Source organism: Pseudomonas sp. 7SR1 (assembly GCF_900156465.1).
In the GTDB taxonomy this organism is placed as follows: Bacteria; Pseudomonadota; Gammaproteobacteria; order Pseudomonadales; family Pseudomonadaceae; genus Aquipseudomonas.
In genome coordinates, this window is the sequence record NZ_LT707064.1 from 3,218,745 (window position 1) to 3,240,336 (window position 21,592).

The following is a 21,592-nucleotide window of genomic DNA, read 5'->3' on the forward strand; positions in this document are numbered from 1 at the left end:
GGCAGGGTTTATTTGTCGCGAATCGAGAAATTGGCCATATGCTCCAGGCCCTTGATCAGCGCCGAGTGGTCCCAGTTGCTGCCGCCGATGGCCGCGCAGGTGCTGAACACTTGCTGGGCGTTGGCGGTATTGGGCAGGTTGATGTTCAGTTCCCTGGCGCCTTGCAGGGCCAGGTTCAGGTCCTTCTGGTGCAGGCTGATGCGGAAGCCTGGGTCGAAGGTGCCCTTGATCATGCGCTCGCCATGCACTTCGAGGATCTTCGACGAGGCGAAACCGCCCATCAGGGCTTCGCGGACCTTGGCCGGGTCGGCGCCGTTCTTCGAGGCGAACAGCAAGGCTTCGGCCACGGCCTGGATGTTCAGCGCCACGATGATCTGGTTCGCCACTTTCGCGGTCTGGCCGTCGCCGTTGCCGCCCACCAGGGTGATGTTCTTGCCCATGGCCTGGAACAGCGGCAGGGCGCGCTCGAAGGCCGCACTGTCACCGCCGACCATGATGCTCAAGGTCGCGGCCTTGGCGCCGACTTCGCCGCCGGAAACCGGCGCATCGAGGTACTGCGCGCCCTTTTCGTTGATCTTCGCCGCGAACGCCTTGGTGGCGGTGGGGGAGATCGAACTCATGTCGATGACCACCTTGCCCGCACCCACGCCAGCCGCCACGCCGTCGGTGCGTAACAGCACATCCTCGACCTGCGGAGTGTCCGGGACCATGACGATGATGAACTCGGCTTCCTGGGCGACTTCCTTCGGATTGGCCAGGGCCACCGCGCCGCCATCCAGGAGGTCGGCGGGTGCCGGGTCGTGATGCACGGACAGGAACAGGCTGTGCCCGGCCTTTTGCAGGTTCAGTGCCATGGGGTGGCCCATGATGCCGGTGCCGATGAATCCGATTTTAGCCATGGGAAAATCCTCTTGTGGTTATCGCTGCTTCAAGCAAACGAGGGAGTGCTTTCTGTGGGAGCGAGCTTGCTCGCGATGACGGTGTGTCAGCCAGAAAATGAGTGACCGGACTGACGCCATCGCGAGCAAGCTCGCTCCCACAGGGGGAATTGCGTCAGATCGCGTTATGGCTCTTCAGCCACCCCAGACCTGCTTCGGTGCTGGTCAACGGCTTGTATTCACAGCCGACCCAACCCTGGTAGCCGATGCGGTCCAGGTGTTCGAACAGGAAGCGGTAGTTGATTTCGCCGGTGCCCGGCTCGTTGCGTCCCGGGTTGTCCGCCAGCTGCACATGATTGATCTCGCCCAGGTGCGCCGACAGGGTCCGGGCCAGGTCGCCTTCCATGATTTGCATGTGATAGATGTCGTATTGCAGGAACAGGTTGGTGCTGCCCACCTGCTCGCGGATCGACAGGGCCTGGGCGGTGTTGTTCAAGTAGAAGCCTGGAATGTCGCGGGTGTTGATGGCTTCCATCACCAGCTTGATGCCTTTGGCCTGCAGTTTTTCGGCGGCGTACTTGAGGTTGGCGACGAAGGTTTTCTCCGCCAGGGCTTCGTCGCATTTGTGCGGGCGAATCCCGGCCAGGCAGTTGACCTGGGTATTGCCCAGGACCTGGGCGTAGGCGATTGCCAGGTCGACGCCGGCGCGAAACTCCTCGACCCGGTCCGGCAGGCAGGCGATACCACGTTCGCCTTTGGCCCAGTCGCCGGCCGGCAGGTTGAACAGCACCTGGGTCAGGCCGTTGGCGTCCAGCAGGGCCTTGAGTTCGGCGGAGCTGTAGTCGTAGGGGAACAGGTACTCGACACCGCTGAAGCCGGCCTTGGCGGCCGCCTCGAAACGGGCGAGGAAATCCTGCTCGGTAAACAGCATGGACAGGTTGGCTGCGAAACGCGGCATGGTGGTCTCCTGTGAATATTTATCAGGCCCCCTGTGGGAGCGAGCTTGCTCGCGATAGCGGTGTGTCTGCTTGCATCCAGGTTGAATGTTGCGCCGTCATCGCGAGCAAGCTCGCTCCCACTGGGACGCCGGTCGGTCAGTCCAGCAGCGAAATGGCGGTTGGTGCATCGTTGCCCACCAGCGCCAGGTCTTCGAACTCGTTGACCGCGTTGATCTCGGTACCCATGGAAATATTGGTCACCCGCTCCAGGATGATCTCGACGATCACCGGTACCCTGAATTCCTCGATCATGTCCTGGGCCTTGCGCAGCGCCGGCTGGATGCCGGATGGCTCGAATACCCGCAGCGCCTTGCACCCCAGGCCCTCGGCCACGGCGATGTGGTCCACGCCATAGCCGTTGAGCTCCGGCGCGTTGAGGTTGTCGAAGGACAGCTGCACGCAGTAGTCCATATCGAACCCGCGCTGGGCCTGGCGGATCAGTCCGAGGTAGGAGTTGTTCACCACGACATGGATGTAGGGCAGCTTGAACTGCGCCCCCACCGCCAGTTCTTCGATCATGAACTGGAAGTCGTAGTCCCCCGACAGCGCCACGACCTTGCGGCTCGGATCGGCCTTGACCACCCCCAGTGCCGCCGGAATGGTCCAGCCAAGTGGACCTGCCTGGCCGCAGTTGATCCAGTGACGCGGCTTGTAGACATGCAGGAACTGCGCACCGGCGATCTGGGAAAGGCCGATGGTGCTCACGTAGCAGGTGTCCTTGTCGAACACCTGGTTCATTTCCTCGTACACCCGTTGCGGCTTGACCGGCACGTTGTCGAAGTGAGTCTTGCGCTGCAGGCTGGCCTTGCGCTGGCGGCAGTCCTGCAACCAGGCGCTGCGGTCCTTCAGCTTGCCTGCGGCCTGCCATTCGCGGGCCACTTCGATGAACGCCGTCAGCGCCGAAGCGGCATCGGAGACGATACCCAGGTCGGGTGTGAAGACCCGGCCGATCTGGGTCGGCTCGATATCCACATGAATGAACGTTCGGCCTTCTGTATAGACGTCCACCGAGCCGGTGTGACGGTTGGCCCAGCGGTTGCCGATACCCAGCACCAGGTCCGACTTGAGCAGGGTCGCGTTGCCGTAACGATGGGATGTCTGCAAGCCGACCATGCCGACCATCTGGGGATGATCGTCCGGGATGGTTCCCCAGCCCATCAGCGTAGGGATTACCGGAATGCCGGTCAGCTCGGCGAACTCCACCAGCAGGTCGCTGGCATCGGCGTTGATGATGCCGCCACCGGCCACCAGCAGGGGACGCTCGGCCTGATTGAGCATGGCCAGGGCTTTCTCGATCTGCACGCGGTTGGCGGCGGGTTTGGCCAGGGGCAGCGGCTGGTAGGCATCGATGTCGAATTCGATCTCGGCCATCTGCACATCGAAGGGCAAATCGATCAGCACCGGGCCCGGACGGCCGGAGCGCATCTCGAAGAATGCCTTCTGGAAGGCATACGGCACTTGTCCGGGTTCGAGCACGGTGGTCGCCCACTTGGTCACGGGCTTGACGATGCTGGTGATATCCACCGCCTGGAAGTCTTCCTTGTGCAGGCGAGCGCGGGGGGCTTGCCCGGTAATGCACAGGATGGGAATGGAATCGGCCGAGGCGCTGTAGAGCCCGGTCACCATGTCGGTACCGGCCGGACCCGAGGTACCGATGCATACGCCGATATTGCCGGCCTTGGTGCGGGTGTAACCCTCGGCCATGTGCGAGGCGCCTTCAACGTGGCGAGCGAGGACATGATCGATGCCGCCCACCTTTTGCAGGGCCGAGTACAGCGGGTTGATCGCAGCGCCCGGGATACCGAAGGCGGTGTCCACGCCTTCACGGCGCATCACCAGAACAGCGGCTTCGATTGCTCTCATTTTGCTCATTGTTTTGTGCCTCTTGCGTTTTGTAATTGTATACAAGTTGCTGTGTGGCGGAGTTTATTCACGGCAAGAGGCTCAGGTCAATGCCTTTTCTCAAGCGGCTGTTTCATTGCCTCGTCCCCAGGAATGCGCCGGCCTTTCGTCGATAATGAGACTGTGTAGAGTATTTTTGTATACAAAAAATGTGTTTGTTGTGTTCTATTTGGCTGGTCCGGTTTTGCTGGAAATTTGATCCGGAAGGCTTCTCCATAACAAAAGAAGGACAGCACCCATGAGCGCTTTAACCTTGGAAACAGCCGTAGACCTGGCAAGACAGGCCCTTGCCGCGGGACGGGAAATCAACGCCGCCCCCTTGACCGTGGCGGTCCTGGACGGCGGCGGGCATCTCATCACCCTGCAGCGCGAGGACGGCGCCAGCCTGCTTCGCCCACAGATCGCCATCGGCAAGGCTTGGGGCGCTATCGCCCTGGGCAAAGGCTCCCGCCTGCTCGCCCAGGACGCCCAACAACGCCCGGCGTTCTTTGCGGCTTTGAATGGGTTGGGACAAGGCAACGTCGTACCGGCCCCGGGTGGGGTGTTGATCAGGGATCAGGATGGGAGGGTGCTGGGGGCGATGGGGGTCAGCGGCGATGTTTCGGATGTGGATGAGCAGGTGGCGATCAAGGCTGTGGAGGCGGTGGGGTTGTGGGCGGATGCGGGGATGGTTGTCTGATTTTGTGGTGAGTGGGCCGGCGCCATTGTGAGCGAGCTCGCTCACACAGGGTTTGATGCTGGACACATAGTGTCTAGACACCGCAAACCAGTGTGGGAGGGGGCTTGCTCGCGATGAAGCCTCGGGCTATCGGTCTGGCTCGCATCCCTTCAACACCAACCGGATAATTGTCTGCGCCGCGGCTTCGTAGTCGGTTTCATCCAGCTTCGCCTTGCCGGTCACGGCGGAGATCTGCCAGTCGAAATCGGCGTAGGTCTGGGTAGCCGCCCAGATGCTGAACATCAGGTGGTTGGGGTCGACGGGGGCGATCTGGCCGCGGTCGATCCAGGTCTGGATGCACTCGATGTTGTGCCGGGCCTGGGCGTTGAGCTGTTCCACCAGGTCGGGGCTCAGGTGCGGGGCGCCGTGCATGATTTCGCTGGCGAAGACTTTCGAGGCAAAGGGCAGGTCGCGGGAGATGCGGATCTTGGAGCGGATGTAGTGACTGAGCACCTCGCCCGGCACGCCATCGGCGTTGAACGGCGTCGAGGCCTGGAGGATGGGTTCGATGATGCTTTCCAGGACTTCCCGATACAGGTTTTCCTTGGATTTGAAGTAGTAGTAGACGTTGGGTTTGGGCAGGCCCGCCTTGGCTGCGATGTCGCTGGTCTTGGTCGCCGCGAAGCCCTTGTCGGCAAATTCCTCGCTGGCGGCACGCAGGATCAATTCTTTGTTGCGCTCGCGGATAGTGCTCATAAACCCAGGGGTTCCTTGCCTGTTCTGGCGGTTGCGCATGGTAGCACCGGCCTCGTGAGGCGCTCAAGAATGCCCCGGATTGACGCATGCGCTATGCTGCGCAGCATTTATGATCAAGGAGCCTTTCCATGGCCGGAAGCAGTTTGCTGGTGCTGATCGATGACATCGCCACCGTGCTCGACGATGTTGCATTGATGACCAAGATGGCCGCCAAGAAAACCGCCGGGGTGCTCGGCGATGACCTGGCACTCAATGCCCAGCAGGTCTCCGGCGTCCGTGCCGAGCGAGAGTTGCCCGTGGTCTGGGCGGTGGCGAAGGGGTCCTTCATCAACAAACTGATCCTGGTGCCTTCGGCCCTGGCCATCAGCGCTTTCGTACCCTGGCTGGTGACGCCGTTGTTGATGGTGGGGGGCGCCTACCTGTGCTTCGAAGGCTTCGAAAAGCTCGCCCACAAGTTTCTTCACAGCCCGGCCGAGGACCAGGCCGAGCATGAGCAATTGGTGGAGGCGGTGGCTGACCCGGCGGTCGACCTGGTGGCCTTCGAAAAGGACAAGATCAAGGGCGCGGTGCGCACCGACTTCATCCTGTCGGCGGAAATCATCGCCATTACCCTGGGCACCGTGGCCGATGCACCATTGACCCAGCAGGTGATCGTGCTGTCGGGCATCGCTATCGTCATGACGGTGGGTGTCTACGGCCTGGTGGCCGGGATCGTCAAGCTCGATGACCTGGGCCTGTGGTTGACGCAGAAACCAGGCCAGGCCGCCAAAAGCATCGGCGGTGCGATCCTGAGTGCGGCCCCCTACATGATGAAAAGCCTGTCGGTGATCGGCACGGCGGCGATGTTTCTGGTGGGCGGTGGCATCCTGACCCATGGCGTGCCAGTGGTGCATCACTGGATCGAAGGCGTGGCGACCAGTGCTGGCGGTGCCGGGTTTATCGTGCCGATGCTGCTCAATGCGGTGGCGGGGATCGTGGCAGGGGCGGCGGTGTTGGCGGGGGTGATGGTTGTCGGCAAGGTCTGGAAAGCGCTGAAAGGCTAAGACCTGGCAACCCATGATAACTGTGGGAGCGAGCTCGTTCGCGATAGCGGTCTGTCAGACAACATCAAGGTTGAATGTCAGGCCCTCATCGCGAGCAAGCTCGCTCCCACAGAGGGTTTGGGGCGGCGAAAATTACTCGGCAATCTGCAACTTGCGTGACTCGGTGTACACGTAGCGCACCTTCTCGTATTCGAACGGCGAGTTCAGCTGGCCGTAGCGGAAGCTGGTCTGGTAACGCCGGTCCACGCCACGCAAGAGCAGCAGTTCCGGGTGGTTGGAGCTGACCTCAGAGACGTTCAGGAAGTTGATCGCCGATTCGGCGGTGTAATCCACCAGCAAGCCCGAAGTATCCCGCAGGTTCGAAGGGCCGAAGATCGGCAGTACGAAGTACGCCCCGGCTGGCACGCCATAGAAGCCCAGTGTCTGGCCGAAGTCCTCGCTCTGGCGCGGCAGGCCCATGGCGGTGGCCGGGTCCCACAGGCCGGCGATGCCGACGGTGGTGTTGAGCAGCAGCCGCGCCGTGGTTTCCATCGAACGCTTGCCCTTGAACTGCAGCAGGCTGTTCATCAGGTTCGGCACATCCCCCAGGTTGTTGAAGAAATTGCTGACCCCTGTGCGCACGAAACTCGGGGTGATGTAGCGATAGCCGTCCACCACCGGCAGGAACACCCATTGGTCGAAGCGGTAGTTGAAGTGATAGACGCGACGGTTCCAGGATTCCAGCGGGTCATAGACGTTCAAGGCGCTGAGGGTCGAGCGCTCGAATTCCCGCTGGTCCAGCCCTGGGTTGAACTTGAGCTTGGTCAAGGGCTCCTTGAAGCCGTCGGCGTCCTCTACCACGGGGTCGTTGGCCTTGCTGTTGTCGGCATGAACAAGGCCTGCGCTCATTAAAGCGGCGATAAGCAGGAGATATTTAGCCACGGAAGAACTCCAGCATGGCGTCGCTGTTGACGCGATAGTTAAGGTTGCCGCAGTGGCCGCCCAGTGGATAAACCGTCAGGCGGTCACCAAAGGTCTTGCGCAGGAAGCCCAGGTCGCCAGGGCCGAGAATGACGTCGTCGGCGTTGTGCATGACGGCGATCTTGGGGCTATCGTGCAGGTAGTCCTTCAGTGCATAGAGGCTGACCTGATCGATCAGCTGCAGCAGGCTGCCGCCATCGGTGCGCGCGCGCCACATTGGAATCACCTGTTCGGTGAGGTAGCAGTCGAAATCGCATTGCAGTGCACGCTTGAGGAACGGCGACAGGCTGGTGCTTTCTGAGATCGGGTATTTGGGTGGGGTGATAAGGCCGCGGCGGTTGATCAGGTCCGAAGTGAACGCGATATCGGCCGCCGAAAAGCGGAACGATGTGCCGATCAGCATTGCCATCTGCTCGTTGCTCAGGTGTTGCTTGGATTGCTGGAAGTCATAGAGCAAGGCGTCGTTGAGGTCGATGTAGCCTTTTTGCTGGAAGTAGCGGGTCAGCTTGTTCAGCACCAGTTCATAGAAGGTGGTGGTGCTGTTGATACCTTTCACCTCGGTCTGGACCAGTTTGTCCAGGTTGGTGATCGAGGTGTAGAGGTTCACCGGAGGATTGAGCAGCAGCACTTTCTTGAAATTGAAGCTGCGCCGGGTTTCATCCAGGTGGGCGACAAACGCCGCGTCCAGGGCGCCGAGGCTATAGCCGGTGAGGTAGTACTCGGTCACCGGTACGTTGGGGTTCTGCGCACGCACGGCTTGCATCACCCGGTACATATCCTCGGCGTCTTCCTTGGTGATGCCCGGCGTGGCGAAGCGCGAGGCGGCGCTCATGAAGTCGAAGCTGGTGGGCGAAGACAGCTGCACCACGTGGTACCCGGCCTTGTAGTAGAGGCGCTTGAGGTATTCGTTGAGGGTGCTGTCGTAGCGAGCCCCGGTCCCGGCGATCAGGAAGATCAGCGGCGCCGGCTTGTCCTGGGTGGCCATGCGGTAGGTGAGACTTTTTACCGGCCAGAAATTGTCCGGCAGGATGAACTCGCGTTCCGGGCGCAGAGTGACGCTATGGTCCGCCTGGTTGATGTCTTCGACCAGAGGCAGCTCCGGGCGCAGGTCGGGCGGTGTGGTGGCGATGGTCGCCTCGAACGGGTTGGTCAAAGGGTAGCCATAGCTGGCGGCGTCGATATCCGCCGCCAGCGCGGACGCACTCAGAAGAAGGCCGCCGGCGAGGGCAGCGAAGCGCAAGGAACGGAGCATGACGGTATCCCTTAGAGGAAGGTGCCGAATGAAGGTCGCAGGCTATGACCACCGAAGTGAAGCCTAGTGCCATGACGGACATTAAACAGGTATGAACGTGGCGCAATGGCTACGGGACGATACACGTTGCGGCCGGTTGGTGGCTAGTTGCCTTCGACTTGTCGCTGATGGCGTTCTCATGTCGTTTCCCGCTGTTTCGAGGTCGCTGCCAGAGCAGGTCCCGGATCGGCGCAGGCCGATGATCGACAGGTCAGTACTCCACTGGCGTTCGAGGCAGTTAGGCAGGCGAGCGTGATGGGGGCGCTGGGCACCATAAAAAATACGTTGATGTCGCTCGACATCCGTCGGGCGCAGCACTTTCGGGGAAGTAAACGATGAAGATGCGACGACTCTTGGGCGCAGGTGCCGCACTGGTACTGGCGATCAGCTCCACCCTGGCCAGCGCCGAAACCAAAACCCTGAGCATCGGTTACGTTGACGGCTGGTCCGATAGCGTCGCGACCACTCACGTGGCGGCCGAAGTCATCCAGCAGAAGCTCGGTTATGACGTGAAACTGCAGGCGGTCGCGACCGGGATCATGTGGCAAGGTGTAGCCACCGGCAAGCTCGATGCAATGCTCTCGGCCTGGTTGCCGGTGACCCATGGCGATTACTGGACCAAGAACAAGGATCAGGTCGTCGACTACGGCCCCAACTTCAAGGACGCGAAAATCGGCCTGATCGTGCCTGAGTACGTCAAGGCCCAGACTGTGGCCGACCTCAAGACCGATGACAGCTTCAAGAAACGCATCGTCGGCATCGACGCCGGTTCGGGCGTGATGCTCAAGACGGAACAGGCCATCAAGGATTACGACCTGACCGGCTATCAACTCAAGGCCAGTTCCGGCGCCGGCATGATCGCCGAGCTGACCCGTGCCGAGAAGAAGAACGAATCCATCGCCGTCACCGGTTGGGTGCCGCACTGGATGTTCGCCAAATGGAAACTGCGCTTCCTGGAAGACCCGAAAGGCGTCTATGGCGCGGCTGAAACCGTGAACAGCATCGGCAGCAAGGGCCTGGAGGCCAAGGCACCGGAAGTGGTGGCGTTCCTGAAGAAATTCCAATGGGCTTCGAAGGACGAAATCGGCGAAGTCATGCTGGCGATCCAGGAAGGTGCCAAGCCGGACGCCGCTGCCAAGGATTGGGTTGCCAAGCACCCGGACCGCGTCAAAGAGTGGACCGGCAAATAATTCACCTGGTTCAGCTGTCCCGCAAAACCGCATGACGTTGGGTCATGCGGTTTTTTTGTGCCTGCAGTTTTTCGATTGGCGCCACTCCCCTGTGGGAGCGACTTTGCTCGCGATAGCGATGTGTCTGCTTGCATCCATGTTGAATGTGGCGCCGTCATCGCGAGCAGGCTCGCTCCCGCAGGGGGTAACTGCCGGAATTTGGCTGGAAAATGGCAAAACCGTCATGTCGTTCTAATACTAAGGTCGTCTGGAACCTGGCCTTGAGCCGCATAGAGTAGAGTCGTTCCAATTAAATCTGTGCTGCGAGGATAAAAACAATGAACGACAGCATTTACCTCTCGATTCAAAACAGCCCGCGCTTCAAGGAGCTGGTGAGAAAAAGGGAAAGGTTCGCCTGGATTCTTTCGGCGATCATGCTAGGGCTGTATTCCGGCTTCATTCTTCTGATTGCCTATGGGCCACATATTCTCGGGGCCAAAATCACGCCCGAGTCCACCATCACCTGGGGGATTCCCATCGGTGTCGGCCTGATTCTCTCGGCCTTCGTCCTGACCGGCATCTACGTGCGACGTGCCAACGGCGAGTTCGACGATCTGAACAATGCGATTCTCAAGGAGGCTCAGCAATGATCCGGCGTCTATTGGCTCTCTTGAGCATCGCAGCATTCGCACCGGGCGTCTGGGCGGCTGACGCCGTGGCGGGTGCTGTGCAGAAACAACCCCTCAACATCGCGGCTATCTTGATGTTCGTCGCCTTCGTCGGCGCAACGCTGTACATCACGTACTGGGCTTCCAAGAAAAACAACTCCGCGGCCGACTACTATGCGGCTGGCGGCAAGATCACTGGCTTCCAGAACGGCCTGGCAATCGCTGGCGACTACATGTCGGCGGCGTCTTTCCTGGGTATTTCCGCGCTGGTGTTCGCGTCCGGTTATGACGGCTTGATCTACTCCATCGGCTTCCTGGTGGGCTGGCCGATCATTCTGTTCCTGATCGCCGAGCGCCTGCGTAACCTGGGTAAATACACCTTTGCTGACGTGGCGTCTTATCGCCTCGGGCAGACCCAGATCCGCAGTCTGTCCGCCTGCGGCTCGCTGGTGGTGGTAGCGTTCTACCTGATCGCGCAAATGGTCGGTGCGGGTAAGCTGATCCAGCTGCTGTTCGGCCTGGACTACCACGTTGCGGTGATCCTGGTCGGTATCCTGATGTGCCTCTACGTGTTGTTCGGTGGCATGCTGGCCACCACCTGGGTGCAGATCATCAAGGCGGTGCTGTTGCTGTCGGGTGCTTCGTTCATGGCCCTGATGGTCATGAAACACGTCAACTTCGACTTCAACATGCTGTTTGCCGAAGCGGTCAAGGTTCACCCTAAAGGCGAGGCGATCATGAGTCCCGGCGGCTTGGTGAAGGATCCGGTCTCGGCCTTCTCCCTGGGTCTGGCGCTGATGTTCGGTACCGCTGGCCTGCCGCACATCCTGATGCGCTTCTTCACCGTGAGCGATGCCAAGGAAGCCCGCAAGAGCGTGCTGTATGCCACTGGTTTCATCGGCTACTTCTATATCCTGACCTTCATCATCGGCTTCGGCGCGATCCTGCTGGTCAGCACCAACCCGGCCTTCAAGGACGCGGCAGGTGCCTTGCTGGGCGGCAACAACATGGCGGCGGTGCACCTGTCCAACGCTGTGGGCGGTAGCATCTTCCTGGGCTTCATCTCGGCGGTGGCGTTCGCGACCATCCTGGCGGTGGTGGCGGGCCTGACCCTGGCCGGCGCCTCGGCGGTGTCCCATGACCTGTACGCCAGTGTCATCAAGAAGGGCAAGGCCAACGAGAAGGACGAGATTCGCGTCTCGAAGATCACCACCATCGCCCTGGCGGTTCTGGCGATTGCCTTGGGTATCCTGTTCGAGAAGCAGAACATCGCGTTCATGGTGGGCCTGGCGTTCTCCATCGCGGCGAGCTGCAACTTCCCGGTACTGCTGCTCTCGATGTACTGGAAGAAGCTGACCACCCGTGGCGCCATGATCGGCGGCTGGATGGGGCTGGTCAGCGCCGTGGGCCTGATGGTTCTCGGCCCGACCATCTGGGTACAGATCATGGGGCACGAGAAGCCGATCTACCCGTATGAATATCCGGCGCTGTTCTCGATGATCATCGCGTTCGTCGGCATCTGGTTCTTCTCCATCACTGACAAGTCGGCCGAAGGCGCCAACGAGCGGGCGCTGTTCTTCCCGCAGTTCGTGCGTTCGCAGACTGGCCTGGGGGCGAGCGGGGCGGTCAACCACTGATGCGCTAAGTTGTAAAGGGTGAAGAAGTACCCCGGTCGAGAGACCGGGGTATTTTTTTGTCCCCGTTTCGGGGTGGGCAGGTCTACCGTCATCGCGAGCAAGCTCGCTCCCGCAAAGCAGGCGGGTACACGGATCCACTGTGGAGCGAGCTTGCTCGCGATGACACAGGGTCTGGCACTGAAATGCCGGGAGGTAAAGGAGGAGGGCGTAAACAAAACAGCCCCCGCTCTTATATAAGAAGCGGGGGCCGTTTCAGTGCAGCGTCGGACCTGGCGTAGAGCAGGTCTTACTTGCGGTCTTCCAGCTTGGTGATGTCACGCGACTCGTAGCCGGTGTACAGCTGGCGTGGACGGCCGATCTTGTACGGGCTGGAGAGCATTTCCTTCCAGTGGGAGATCCAGCCCACGGTGCGCGCCAGGGCGAAGATCACGGTGAACATGCTGGTTGGAATGCCGATCGCCTTGAGGATGATCCCCGAGTAGAAGTCGACGTTCGGGTACAGCGAGCGCTCGATGAAGTACGGATCGGTCAGGGCGATCTCTTCCAGGCGCATGGCCAGTTCGAGTTGCGGGTCGTTCTTGATGCCCAGTTCCTTGAGGACTTCGTCGCAGGTCTGCTTCATGACGGTGGCGCGTGGGTCGCGGTTCTTGTAGACCCGGTGACCGAAGCCCATCAACTTGAACGGATCGTTCTTGTCCTTGGCCTTGGCGATGAACTTGTCGATGTTCGAGACATCGCCGATTTCATCGAGCATGGTCAGTACCGCTTCGTTGGCACCGCCGTGGGCTGGGCCCCAGAGTGCCGCGATGCCGGCGGCGATACAGGCGAACGGGTTGGCACCCGACGAGCCGGCCAGGCGCACGGTGGAGGTAGAGGCGTTCTGCTCGTGGTCGGCATGGAGGATGAAGATCCGGTCCATGGCCTTGGCGAGCACCGGGCTGATCGGTTTGATCTCGCACGGTGTGTTGAACATCATGTGCAGGAAGTTCTCTGCATAGTTCAGGTCGTTGCGTGGGTACATCATGGGCTGGCCCATGGAGTACTTGTAGACCATGGCTGCCAGGGTCGGCATCTTCGCCACCAGGCGGATCGCGGAGATTTCGCGGTGCTGGGGGTTATTGATGTCCAGGGAGTCGTGGTAGAAGGCCGAGAGGGCACCGACAACGCCGCACATGACGGCCATCGGGTGGGCGTCGCGACGGAAGCCGTTGAAGAAGGACTTCAACTGCTCGTGAACCATGGTGTGGTTCTTCACGGTGCTGACGAACTGGGCCTTTTGCTCTGCGGTTGGCAGCTCGCCGTTGAGCAGCAGGTAGCAGGTTTCCAGGTAGTCCGATTTTTCAGCCAGCTGCTCGATCGGGTAGCCGCGGTGCAGCAGGATGCCGTTGTCGCCGTCGATGTAGGTGATCTTCGACTCGCACGAAGCGGTCGACATGAACCCCGGGTCGAAGGTGAAACGGCCCGTGGCGGTCAGGCCGCGGACGTCGATTACATCGGGACCAACGGTGCCGGTTAAAATGGGCAGCTCGACGGGGGCTGCGCCCTCGATGATCAACTGCGCTTTTTTGTCAGCCATGTGGCCTCCTATTAATGCTTGGAATCATCAGACAGACCCCCCACGCAGGGCCCGCACCACTATAGTGAGATAAATCCGAATGTCAATTTGCCTAAAGTCTTGCTCCAGAAGGCTTTAACCGGACTTTTTCCTCGAAATTACCTGCCGTTTACGCCTTTTGCCGTTGTTGTGCAATGCGCCATCAGTGGAAGGTGAACGCGTTGTCATTAGTAACCTAACTGTCTATACTCGGCAGCCGACCGCCAGGGGCTTTTGGGCCAGCTTTGCTGGGGGTCGTCACTCCCTGGGTGGTGAGTACCTGACCAGTGCGCGCCGCAACAACTTTGCCCTGATTCTTAGGGGCTCTTCAGTGTGAAAAAAGCCGTGAAAAGCCAACGACCTGTAAACCTAGACCTAAGGACCATCAAACTCCCAGTCACTGCTTACACGTCCATTCTTCACCGTATCTCCGGTGTCATCCTCTTCGTCAGCCTGGCCATCATGCTTTATGCATTGGACAAGTCGCTCGACTCGGAAGAAGGCTTCGGTCAGGTGAAAGCGTGTCTGACCAGTCCGCTAGCCAAGCTAGTGATTTGGGGCATCCTGTCCGCCTTGCTGTATCACCTGGTTGCCGGTGTGCGCCACTTGATCATGGACATGGGCATCGGTGAGACGCTGGAAGGCGGCAAGCTGGGCTCGAAAATCGTTATCGCCGTTTCCGTGGTGGTAATCGTTCTGGCAGGAGTCTGGATATGGTAACCAACGTTACGAACCTCTCTCGTTCGGGCCTCTATGACTGGATGGCGCAGCGTGTGTCTGCGGTCGTTCTCGCGGCTTATTTCATTTTCCTGATCGGATATGTGGTCGCCAACCCTGGCCTTGGCTATGCCCAATGGCATGAACTGTTCGCAAGCAACTGGATGCGTATCTTCAGTCTGCTGGCCCTTGTCGCACTGGGCGCTCATGCCTGGGTCGGCATGTGGACCATCGCGACCGACTACCTGACGCAGATGGCGTTCGGCAAGTCGGCGACTGCCGTACGTTTCCTCTTCCAGGCAGTATGCGGCGTTGCGATGTTCGCTTACTTCGTCTGGGGTGTGCAGATTCTCTGGGGTATCTGATCCATGGCTAACATTCCAACTATTTCCTTCGACGCCATCATCATTGGTGGCGGCGGTGCCGGCATGCGCGCAGCGCTGCAACTGGCACAGGGCGGTCACAAGACTGCCGTGATCACCAAGGTTTTCCCGACCCGTTCGCACACCGTTTCCGCCCAGGGTGGCATTACCTGCGCCATCGCTTCGGCCGACCCGAACGATGACTGGCGCTGGCACATGTACGATACCGTCAAGGGTTCCGACTATATCGGCGACCAGGATGCTATCGAATACATGTGTCAGGAAGGTCCGGCCGCGGTCTTCGAACTCGACCACATGGGCCTGCCGTTCTCGCGCACCGAAACCGGCCGTATCTACCAGCGTCCGTTCGGTGGCCAGTCCAAGGACTACGGCAAGGGCGGCCAGGCTGCGCGTACCTGCGCGGCGTCCGACCGTACCGGTCACGCACTGCTGCACACCCTGTACCAGGGCAACCTGAAGGCTGGTACCACGTTCCTGAACGAGTACTACGCCGTTGACCTGGTGAAGAACCAGGACGGCGCCTTTGTCGGTGTAATCGCCATCTGCATCGAAACCGGCGAAACCACCTACATCCGTTCCAAGGCCACCGTGCTGGCGACCGGCGGTGCCGGCCGTATCTATGCCTCCACCACCAACGCCCTGATCAACACCGGTGACGGCGTCGGCATGGCCCTGCGTGCCGGCGTGCCGGTGCAGGACATCGAAATGTGGCAGTTCCACCCGACCGGCATCGCCGGCGCCGGTGTACTGGTTACCGAAGGTTGCCGCGGTGAAGGCGGTTACCTGATCAACAAGCACGGCGAGCGTTTCATGGAGCGTTACGCTCCGAACGCCAAGGACCTTGCCGGTCGTGACGTCGTGGCTCGTTCGATGGTTAAAGAGATCATCGCCGGCAACGGCTGTGGCCCGAATGGCGACCACGTGATGCTCAAGCTCGACCACCTGGGCGAGGAAGTGCTGCACAGCCGCCTGCCAGGCATCTGCGAGCTGTCCAAGACCTTCGCTCACGTCGACCCGGTCGTCGCGCCAGTTCCGGTCGTTCCAACCTGCCACTACATGATGGGCGGCGTTGCCACCAACATCCATGGCCAGGCCATCACCCAGAACGCCGAAGGCGTGGACGAAATCATCCCTGGCCTGTTCGCAGTGGGTGAAGTGGCGTGCGTATCGGTTCACGGTGCCAACCGCCTGGGCGGCAACTCGCTGCTCGACCTGGTGGTCTTCGGCCGCGCGGCCGGCCTGCACCTGGAAAAGGCGCTGACCGACGGCATCGAATACCGCGATGCCAGCGACACCGACATCGACGTGGCCCTCAAGCGCCTGGCCGGTCTGAACGAGCGTACCGAAGGCGAAGACGTCGCCACCCTGCGTCGCGAGCTGCAAAGCTGCATGCAGAACTACTTCGGTGTGTTCCGTACCGGCGAGTACATGCAGAAGGGTATCGCCCAGCTGGCGCAGCTGCGTGAACGAATTGCCAATGTGAAGATCAACGATAAGTCACAGGCGTTCAACACTGCACGTATCGAAGCGCTGGAACTGCAGAACCTGCTGGAAGTGGCCGAAGCCACCGCCATCGCGGCAGAAACCCGTAAAGAGTCCCGTGGTGCCCATGCCCGCGAAGACTATGAAGACCGTGACGACGAAAACTGGCTGTGCCACACCTTGTACTTCCCGGGTGAGAAACGTGTCGCCAAGCGTGCCGTGAATTTCTCGCCGAAGACTGTTCCGACTTTCGAACCTAAAGTCCGGACTTATTAAGGGTGACCGCTATGTTGCAAGTCAGTGTTTATCGCTACAACCCTGATCAGGACGCTGCGCCGTTCATGCAGGATTTCCAGGTCGATACCGGTGGTAAGGACCTGATGGTGCTGGACGTGCTGGCCCTGATCAAGGAACAGGACGAAGGTTTCTCCTATCGTCGCTCCTGCCGCGAGGGCGTGTGCGGCTCCGACGGCATGAACATCAACGGCAAGAACGGCCTGGCCTGCATCACGCCGCTGTCGGCGGTGGTCAAGGGCAACAAGCTGATCGTGCGTCCGCTGCCAGGTTTGCCGGTGATCCGTGACCTGGTCGTCGATATGAGCATCTTCTACAAGCAATACGAGAAGGTGAAGCCATTCCTGCAGAACGACACGCCGGCTCCGGCCATCGAGCGTCTGCAGTCCCCGGAAGAGCGTGAAAAGCTCGACGGTCTGTACGAGTGCATCCTGTGCGCCTGCTGCTCGACCTCGTGCCCATCCTTCTGGTGGAACCCGGACAAGTTCCTGGGCCCGGCCGCCCTGCTGCAAGCGTACCGCTTCCTGGCAGACAGCCGCGACACCAAGACGTCCGAGCGTCTGGCCGCACTGGATGACCCGTTCAGCGTATTCCGCTGCCGCGGGATCATGAACTGCGTCAACGTCTGCCCGAAAGGCCTGAACCCGACTAAGGCCATCGGTCACGTACGTAACATGCTGCTGCAAAACGGCGTGTGATTCAGCTGCTGTACCCGTAGAACCGCTGTACCCGTAGAGGCTAGGGCGCGGGCTTCAACCCGCGTCGTAGCATAACCAGAACAGCCGCTCACAAAGCGGCGGTTCTTATTTTTGAAGAAATGAGACAAGCAGGGGCATCCGGGCTGGTACCCGGACTATCAGCGTGATCCTAAGTGGCTTGTTTTAGTCGCTGCACTCGGACTTCTGCAAGTTTGCTCGGTGTTTTCGCCGGTGGTGTTCCCCTAATCGAGGGTGACCAAGCATGCAAGAAAGCGTGATGCAGCGCATGTGGAACAGTGCCCACCTCTCCGGTGGTAACGCTGCCTATGTGGAAGAGCTCTACGAGCTCTACCTGCACGACCCTAACGCTGTGCCAGAAGAATGGCGCACCTATTTTCAGAAGTTGCCGGCCGACGGTAACTCTGCCACAGATGTTTCGCACTCTACGATTCGCGATCATTTCGTGCTGCTGGCGAAGAACCAGCGCCGCGCTCAACCGGTATCTGCCGGTAGCGTGAGCAGCGAGCACGAGAAGAAGCAAGTCGAAGTGCTGCGATTGATCCAGGCCTACAGGATGCGAGGCCACCAGGCAGCCCAGCTGGACCCGCTGGGGCTGTGGCAGCGTCCTGCACCTGCAGACCTGTCGATCACTCATTACGGCTTGACCAATGCCGATCTCGATACGACCTTCCGTGCCGGCGACCTGTTCATCGGCAAAGAGGAAGCGAGCCTACGCGAAATTCACGAAGCGTTGCAGCAGACATATTGCCGCACCATCGGCGCCGAGTTCACGCACATCACCGATTCCGAGCAGCGCCAGTGGTTCCAGCAGCGTCTGGAAAGCGTGCGCGGGCGTCCGACGTACTCCGCCGACATCAAGACCCATGTGCTGGAGCGCGTGACAGCCGGTGAAGGCCTGGAGAAATACCTGGGCACCAAGTACCCGGGCACCAAGCGTTTCGGCCTGGAAGGCGGCGAAAGCCTGATCCCGATGCTCGACGAGCTGATCCAGCGTTCCGGTTCCTACGGCACCAAGGAAGTCGTCATCGGCATGGCTCACCGTGGTCGTCTGAACGTGCTGGTCAACACCTTCGGCAAGAACCCGCGTGAGCTGTTCGACGAATTCGAAGGCAAGAAGAAGGTCGAACTGGGTTCCGGTGACGTGAAGTATCACCAGGGCTTCTCGTCCAACGTGATGACCACCGGCGGCGAAGTCCACCTGGCCATGGCGTTCAACCCATCCCACCTGGAAATCGTTTCCCCGGTGGTCGAGGGTTCGGTTCGCGCCCGCCAGGATCGTCGCAACGACCCGACCGGTGAGAAGGTCCTGCCGATTTCCATCCACGGTGATGCGGCATTCGCCGGCCAGGGCGTGGTCATGGAAACCTTCCAGATGTCGCAGACCCGCGGTTTCAAGACCGGCGGCACCGTGCACATCGTGATCAACAACCAGGTCGGCTTCACCATCAGCAACCCGCTGGACTCGCGCTCCACCGAGTACGCCACCGACGTCGCGAAGATGATCCAGGCGCCGATCCTCCATGTGAATGGTGATGATCCGGAAGCCGTGCTGTTCGTGACCCAGCTGGCCATCGACTACCGCATGCAGTTCAAGCGCGACGTGGTGATCGACCTGGTTTGCTACCGTCGTCGTGGCCACAACGAGGCGGACGAGCCAAGCGGTACCCAGCCTCTGATGTACCAGCAGATCACCAAGCAGCGCACCACCCGCGAGCTGTATGCCGATCGCCTGATCCAGGACGGCGTACTGGATGCCGAGCGCGTCCAGGCCAAGGTCGACGAATACCGCAACGCGCTGGACAACGGTCTGCACGTGGTGAAAAGCCTGGTCAAGGAGCCGAACAAAGAGCTGTTCGTGGACTGGCGCCCATACCTGGGTCACGCCTGGACTGCACGTCACGACACGCGTTTCGACCTCAAGACCTTGCAGGAACTGTCCGCCAAGCTGCTGGAGATCCCGGAAGGCTTCGTGGTTCAGCGCCAGGTCGCGAAGATCTACGAAGACCGTCAGAAGATGCAAGCCGGCGGCCTGCCGATCAACTGGGGCTACGCCGAAACCATGGCGTACGCGACCCTGGCGTTCGAAGGTCACCCGATCCGCATGACCGGCCAGGACATCGGCCGCGGTACGTTCTCGCACCGTCATGCCGTCCTGCACAACCAGAAAGATGCCAGCACCTACATTCCGCTCAAGAACCTGTACAAAGGCCAGCCGCTGTTCGACCTGTACGACTCGTTCCTGTCGGAAGAAGCCGTACTGGCGTTCGAATACGGTTACTCGACCACCACGCCGAACGCGCTGGTGATCTGGGAAGCCCAGTTCGGCGACTTCGCCAACGGTGCGCAGGTCGTGATCGACCAGTTCATCACCAGTGGCGAGCACAAGTGGGGTCGTCTCTGCGGCCTGACCATGTTGCTGCCGCACGGCTACGAAGGGCAGGGTCCCGAGCACTCCTCGGCGCGCCTGGAGCGCTACCTGCAACTGTGTGCCGAGCACAACATCCAGGTGTGCATGCCGACTACCCCGGCACAGATCTACCACTTGCTGCGCCGCCAGGTGATTCGTCCGCTGCGCAAGCCCCTGGTGGTCCTGACGCCGAAGTCGCTGCTGCGCCACAAGCTGGCCGTTTCGACGCTCGAAGAACTGGCCGATGGCTCGTTCCAGACCGTTATCCCGGAAATCGATGCCCTGGACCCGAGCAAGGTCGAACGCGTCGTTCTGTGCAGCGGCAAGGTCTACTACGACCTGCTGGAAAAACGCCGTGCCGAAGGCCGCGAAGACATCGCCATCGTGCGTATCGAGCAGCTGTACCCATTCCCTGAGGACGACCTGAAGGAAGTCCTGGCGCCTTACACCAATGCCAAAGCGGCTGTCTGGTGTCAGGAAGAGCCGATGAACCAGGGCGCATGGTACTGCAGCCAACACCACCTGCGTCGCAGCATCAGCTACCTCAACAAGTCTCTCGTACTCGAGTACGCGGGCCGCGAGGCTTCTGCCGCACCTGCATGTGGTTACGCATCGATGCACGCCGAGCAGCAGGAACAACTGCTGCAAGACGCGTTTACTGTTTAACGCCTTCGAGCACCTGAAACCGAATTTAAGGAACCCAAGATAATGGCTATCGAGATCAAAGCCCCCACTTTCCCAGAATCGGTTGCCGATGGCACCGTTGCCACCTGGCACAAGAAACCGGGCGAGGCCGTCAAGCGTGACGAACTGATCGTCGACATCGAGACCGACAAGGTCGTACTGGAAGTCCTGGCCACCGCCGACGGCGTGCTGGGCGCGATCGTCAAGAACGAAGGCGACACCGTCCTGTCCGACGAAGTGCTGGGCTCGATCGTTGAAGGTGGTGCTGCCGCCGCCGCTCCGGCCGCTGCTGCTGCCGCTGCGCCGGCTGCCGCCCAGGCTGCCGCTCCAGCGGCCGATGGCGAAGACGACCCGGTCGCCGCGCCTGCTGCCCGCAAGATCGCTGAAGAAAACGGCATCAACATCGCTTCCATTGCCGGCACCGGCAAGGGTGGTCGTGTGACCAAGGAAGACGTGGTTGCCGCTGTTGCAGCCAAGAAAGCCGCTCCAGCCGCTGCCCCGGCCAAGCCTGCTGCGCCTGCCGCTGCCGCTCCGGTGTTCGCGGCCGGTGATCGCGTTGAAAAACGCGTTCCGATGACCCGCCTGCGGGCCAAGGTTGCCGAGCGCCTGGTCGAAGCCCAGTCGAACATGGCGATGCTGACCACTTTCAACGAAGTGGACATGACCGAAGTCATGGCGCTGCGTTCGAAGTACAAGGACCTGTTCGAGAAGTCCCACAATGGCGTGCGCCTGGGCTTCATGTCGTTCTTCGTCAAGGCTGCCACCGAAGCGCTCAAACGCTTCCCGGCCGTCAACGCGTCGATCGACGGTTCCGACATCGTCTACCACGGCTATGCCGACATCGGTGTTGCTGTTTCCAGCGACCGTGGTCTGGTGGTTCCGGTGCTGCGCAACGCCGAGCTGATGAGCCTGGCCGAAATCGAAAACGGCATCGCCACCTTCGGCAAGAAGGCCCGTGACGGCAAGCTGTCCATCGAAGAGATGACCGGTGGTACGTTCACCATCACCAACGGTGGTACATTCGGTTCGATGATGTCGACCCCGATCGTCAACCCGCCACAAGCAGCGATCCTGGGGATGCACAACATCATCCAGCGTCCGATGGCAATCAACGGTCAAGTCGTGATTCGTCCGATGATGTACCTGGCACTGTCCTACGATCACCGTCTGATCGATGGTAAAGAAGCCGTGACGTTCCTGGTGACCATCAAGAACCTGCTTGAAGATCCGGCTCGCCTGCTGCTGGATATCTGATTTCGCCGCGAGGGCCGGTCGGTTGACCGGCCTCTTGCTGAAACAACCGGTTTCGTCCCACGACGGTCACCACAAGTGGCCGTCCGGTTTGATTCGAA

At 60.5% G+C, this 21,592-nt stretch carries 18 protein-coding genes; 11 read left to right on the top strand and 7 right to left on the bottom strand.

Annotated elements, in window-relative coordinates:
- Window positions 1-8: 8 nt before the first annotated feature.
- The 3 genes from BW992_RS14660 to gcl form a co-directional block, all read right to left on the bottom strand.
- Window positions 9-899, bottom strand: coding sequence for a 2-hydroxy-3-oxopropionate reductase (locus BW992_RS14660; RefSeq protein WP_072393631.1), 891 nt, complete (start codon window positions 897-899; stop codon window positions 9-11).
- A 154-nt stretch (window positions 900-1,053) separates the two neighbouring features.
- On the bottom strand, window positions 1,054-1,836 hold the full coding sequence (gene hyi / locus BW992_RS14665; protein ID WP_076406464.1) for a hydroxypyruvate isomerase: 783 nt from the start codon (window positions 1,834-1,836) through the stop codon (window positions 1,054-1,056).
- A 136-nt stretch (window positions 1,837-1,972) separates the two neighbouring features.
- The gene (gene gcl, locus BW992_RS14670; protein WP_072393624.1) at window positions 1,973-3,748 is read right to left on the bottom strand and encodes a glyoxylate carboligase; all 1,776 of its coding nucleotides are present in this window, start codon (window positions 3,746-3,748) and stop codon (window positions 1,973-1,975) included.
- Between the two features lie 268 nt (window positions 3,749-4,016).
- Here gcl and BW992_RS14675 point away from each other — a divergent pair, with 268 nt between their 5' ends.
- Window positions 4,017-4,457, top strand: a complete 441-nt coding sequence (locus BW992_RS14675) for a GlcG/HbpS family heme-binding protein (RefSeq protein WP_076406466.1) — start codon at window positions 4,017-4,019, stop codon at window positions 4,455-4,457.
- Window positions 4,458-4,583: 126 nt separating this feature from the next.
- Here the strand turns inward: BW992_RS14675 and BW992_RS14680 are convergent, their stop codons facing one another.
- Window positions 4,584-5,192: a TetR/AcrR family transcriptional regulator gene (locus BW992_RS14680; RefSeq protein WP_072393620.1), complete on the bottom strand. Its 609-nt coding sequence runs from the start codon at window positions 5,190-5,192 to the stop codon at window positions 4,584-4,586.
- Window positions 5,193-5,320: 128 nt separating this feature from the next.
- Between BW992_RS14680 and BW992_RS14685 the strand changes: the two genes are divergently transcribed.
- Window positions 5,321-6,235 (top strand): DUF808 domain-containing protein, encoded by a 915-nt coding sequence (locus tag BW992_RS14685; protein ID WP_072393618.1) that lies wholly within the window; start codon window positions 5,321-5,323, stop codon window positions 6,233-6,235.
- 132 nt (window positions 6,236-6,367) lie between these two features.
- On the opposite strand, the gene BW992_RS14690 is transcribed toward BW992_RS14685, so the two are convergent.
- Both BW992_RS14690 and BW992_RS14695 read right to left on the bottom strand, forming a co-directional pair.
- The gene (locus BW992_RS14690) at window positions 6,368-7,156 is read right to left on the bottom strand and encodes an MlaA family lipoprotein (protein ID WP_072393617.1); all 789 of its coding nucleotides are present in this window, start codon (window positions 7,154-7,156) and stop codon (window positions 6,368-6,370) included.
- Complete coding sequence (locus tag BW992_RS14695; RefSeq protein ID WP_072393615.1) at window positions 7,149-8,447, bottom strand: serine/threonine protein kinase; 1,299 nt, start codon at window positions 8,445-8,447, stop codon at window positions 7,149-7,151. The genes BW992_RS14690 and BW992_RS14695 overlap by 8 nt, the downstream gene beginning before the upstream one ends.
- Window positions 8,448-8,821: 374 nt before the next feature.
- Here BW992_RS14695 and BW992_RS14700 point away from each other — a divergent pair, with 374 nt between their 5' ends.
- The 3 genes from BW992_RS14700 (at window position 8,822) to BW992_RS14710 (ending at window position 11,960) form a co-directional block, all read left to right on the top strand.
- Window positions 8,822-9,676, top strand: coding sequence for a glycine betaine ABC transporter substrate-binding protein (locus BW992_RS14700; RefSeq protein ID WP_072393612.1), 855 nt, complete (start codon window positions 8,822-8,824; stop codon window positions 9,674-9,676).
- A 317-nt stretch (window positions 9,677-9,993) separates the two neighbouring features.
- Entirely contained in the window at window positions 9,994-10,305 is a 312-nt protein-coding gene (locus BW992_RS14705; RefSeq protein WP_072393609.1) for a DUF485 domain-containing protein, read from the top strand.
- The gene (locus tag BW992_RS14710; RefSeq protein ID WP_072393601.1) at window positions 10,302-11,960 is read left to right on the top strand and encodes a cation acetate symporter; all 1,659 of its coding nucleotides are present in this window, start codon (window positions 10,302-10,304) and stop codon (window positions 11,958-11,960) included. The genes BW992_RS14705 and BW992_RS14710 overlap by 4 nt, the downstream gene beginning before the upstream one ends.
- A gap of 286 nt (window positions 11,961-12,246) precedes the next feature.
- Here the strand turns inward: BW992_RS14710 and gltA are convergent, their stop codons facing one another.
- A complete protein-coding gene (gltA, locus tag BW992_RS14715) occupies window positions 12,247-13,536 on the bottom strand; it encodes a citrate synthase (RefSeq protein ID WP_053149956.1) in 1,290 nt (429 codons plus the stop codon).
- Between the two features lie 351 nt (window positions 13,537-13,887).
- On the opposite strand from gltA, the gene sdhC reads away from it, so the two are divergent.
- The 6 genes from sdhC (at window position 13,888) to odhB (ending at window position 21,494) form a co-directional block, all read left to right on the top strand.
- Window positions 13,888-14,274: a succinate dehydrogenase, cytochrome b556 subunit gene (sdhC, locus tag BW992_RS14720; protein ID WP_172679607.1), complete on the top strand. Its 387-nt coding sequence runs from the start codon at window positions 13,888-13,890 to the stop codon at window positions 14,272-14,274.
- The gene (sdhD, locus tag BW992_RS14725; RefSeq protein ID WP_047698960.1) at window positions 14,268-14,636 is read left to right on the top strand and encodes a succinate dehydrogenase, hydrophobic membrane anchor protein; all 369 of its coding nucleotides are present in this window, start codon (window positions 14,268-14,270) and stop codon (window positions 14,634-14,636) included. Before sdhC ends, sdhD begins: the two co-directional genes overlap by 7 nt.
- 3 nt (window positions 14,637-14,639) lie before the next feature.
- Window positions 14,640-16,412, top strand: coding sequence for a succinate dehydrogenase flavoprotein subunit (gene sdhA / locus BW992_RS14730; RefSeq protein ID WP_072393598.1), 1,773 nt, complete (start codon window positions 14,640-14,642; stop codon window positions 16,410-16,412).
- Between the two features lie 11 nt (window positions 16,413-16,423).
- Window positions 16,424-17,128, top strand: coding sequence for a succinate dehydrogenase iron-sulfur subunit (locus BW992_RS14735; protein WP_039594133.1), 705 nt, complete (start codon window positions 16,424-16,426; stop codon window positions 17,126-17,128).
- A 262-nt stretch (window positions 17,129-17,390) separates the two neighbouring features.
- A complete protein-coding gene (locus BW992_RS14740; RefSeq protein WP_072393595.1) occupies window positions 17,391-20,222 on the top strand; it encodes a 2-oxoglutarate dehydrogenase E1 component in 2,832 nt (943 codons plus the stop codon).
- A 42-nt stretch (window positions 20,223-20,264) separates the two neighbouring features.
- Window positions 20,265-21,494 carry a 2-oxoglutarate dehydrogenase complex dihydrolipoyllysine-residue succinyltransferase gene (odhB, locus tag BW992_RS14745; protein ID WP_072431594.1) on the top strand — a complete coding sequence of 410 codons (1,230 nt, stop codon included), beginning with the start codon at window positions 20,265-20,267 and terminating at the stop codon, window positions 21,492-21,494.
- The last annotated feature ends 98 nt before the right edge of the window (window positions 21,495-21,592 follow it).

Coding starts and splice junctions, on each gene's coding strand:
- BW992_RS14700 (WP_072393612.1), top strand. CDS start 8,822: ATGAAGATGCGACGACTCTTGGGCGCAGGTGCCGCACTGGTACTGGCG.
- BW992_RS14735 (WP_039594133.1), top strand. CDS start 16,424: ATGTTGCAAGTCAGTGTTTATCGCTACAACCCTGATCAGGACGCTGCG.
- BW992_RS14680 (WP_072393620.1), bottom strand. CDS start 5,192: ATGAGCACTATCCGCGAGCGCAACAAAGAATTGATCCTGCGTGCCGCC.
- BW992_RS14695 (WP_072393615.1), bottom strand. CDS start 8,447: ATGCTCCGTTCCTTGCGCTTCGCTGCCCTCGCCGGCGGCCTTCTTCTG.
- BW992_RS14705 (WP_072393609.1), top strand. CDS start 9,994: ATGAACGACAGCATTTACCTCTCGATTCAAAACAGCCCGCGCTTCAAG.
- gltA (WP_053149956.1), bottom strand. CDS start 13,536: ATGGCTGACAAAAAAGCGCAGTTGATCATCGAGGGCGCAGCCCCCGTC.
- BW992_RS14660 (WP_072393631.1), bottom strand. CDS start 899: ATGGCTAAAATCGGATTCATCGGCACCGGCATCATGGGCCACCCCATG.
- BW992_RS14675 (WP_076406466.1), top strand. CDS start 4,017: ATGAGCGCTTTAACCTTGGAAACAGCCGTAGACCTGGCAAGACAGGCC.
- sdhD (WP_047698960.1), top strand. CDS start 14,268: ATGGTAACCAACGTTACGAACCTCTCTCGTTCGGGCCTCTATGACTGG.
- BW992_RS14740 (WP_072393595.1), top strand. CDS start 17,391: ATGCAAGAAAGCGTGATGCAGCGCATGTGGAACAGTGCCCACCTCTCC.
- BW992_RS14710 (WP_072393601.1), top strand. CDS start 10,302: ATGATCCGGCGTCTATTGGCTCTCTTGAGCATCGCAGCATTCGCACCG.
- gcl (WP_072393624.1), bottom strand. CDS start 3,748: ATGAGCAAAATGAGAGCAATCGAAGCCGCTGTTCTGGTGATGCGCCGT.
- sdhA (WP_072393598.1), top strand. CDS start 14,640: ATGGCTAACATTCCAACTATTTCCTTCGACGCCATCATCATTGGTGGC.
- odhB (WP_072431594.1), top strand. CDS start 20,265: ATGGCTATCGAGATCAAAGCCCCCACTTTCCCAGAATCGGTTGCCGAT.
- hyi (WP_076406464.1), bottom strand. CDS start 1,836: ATGCCGCGTTTCGCAGCCAACCTGTCCATGCTGTTTACCGAGCAGGAT.
- BW992_RS14685 (WP_072393618.1), top strand. CDS start 5,321: ATGGCCGGAAGCAGTTTGCTGGTGCTGATCGATGACATCGCCACCGTG.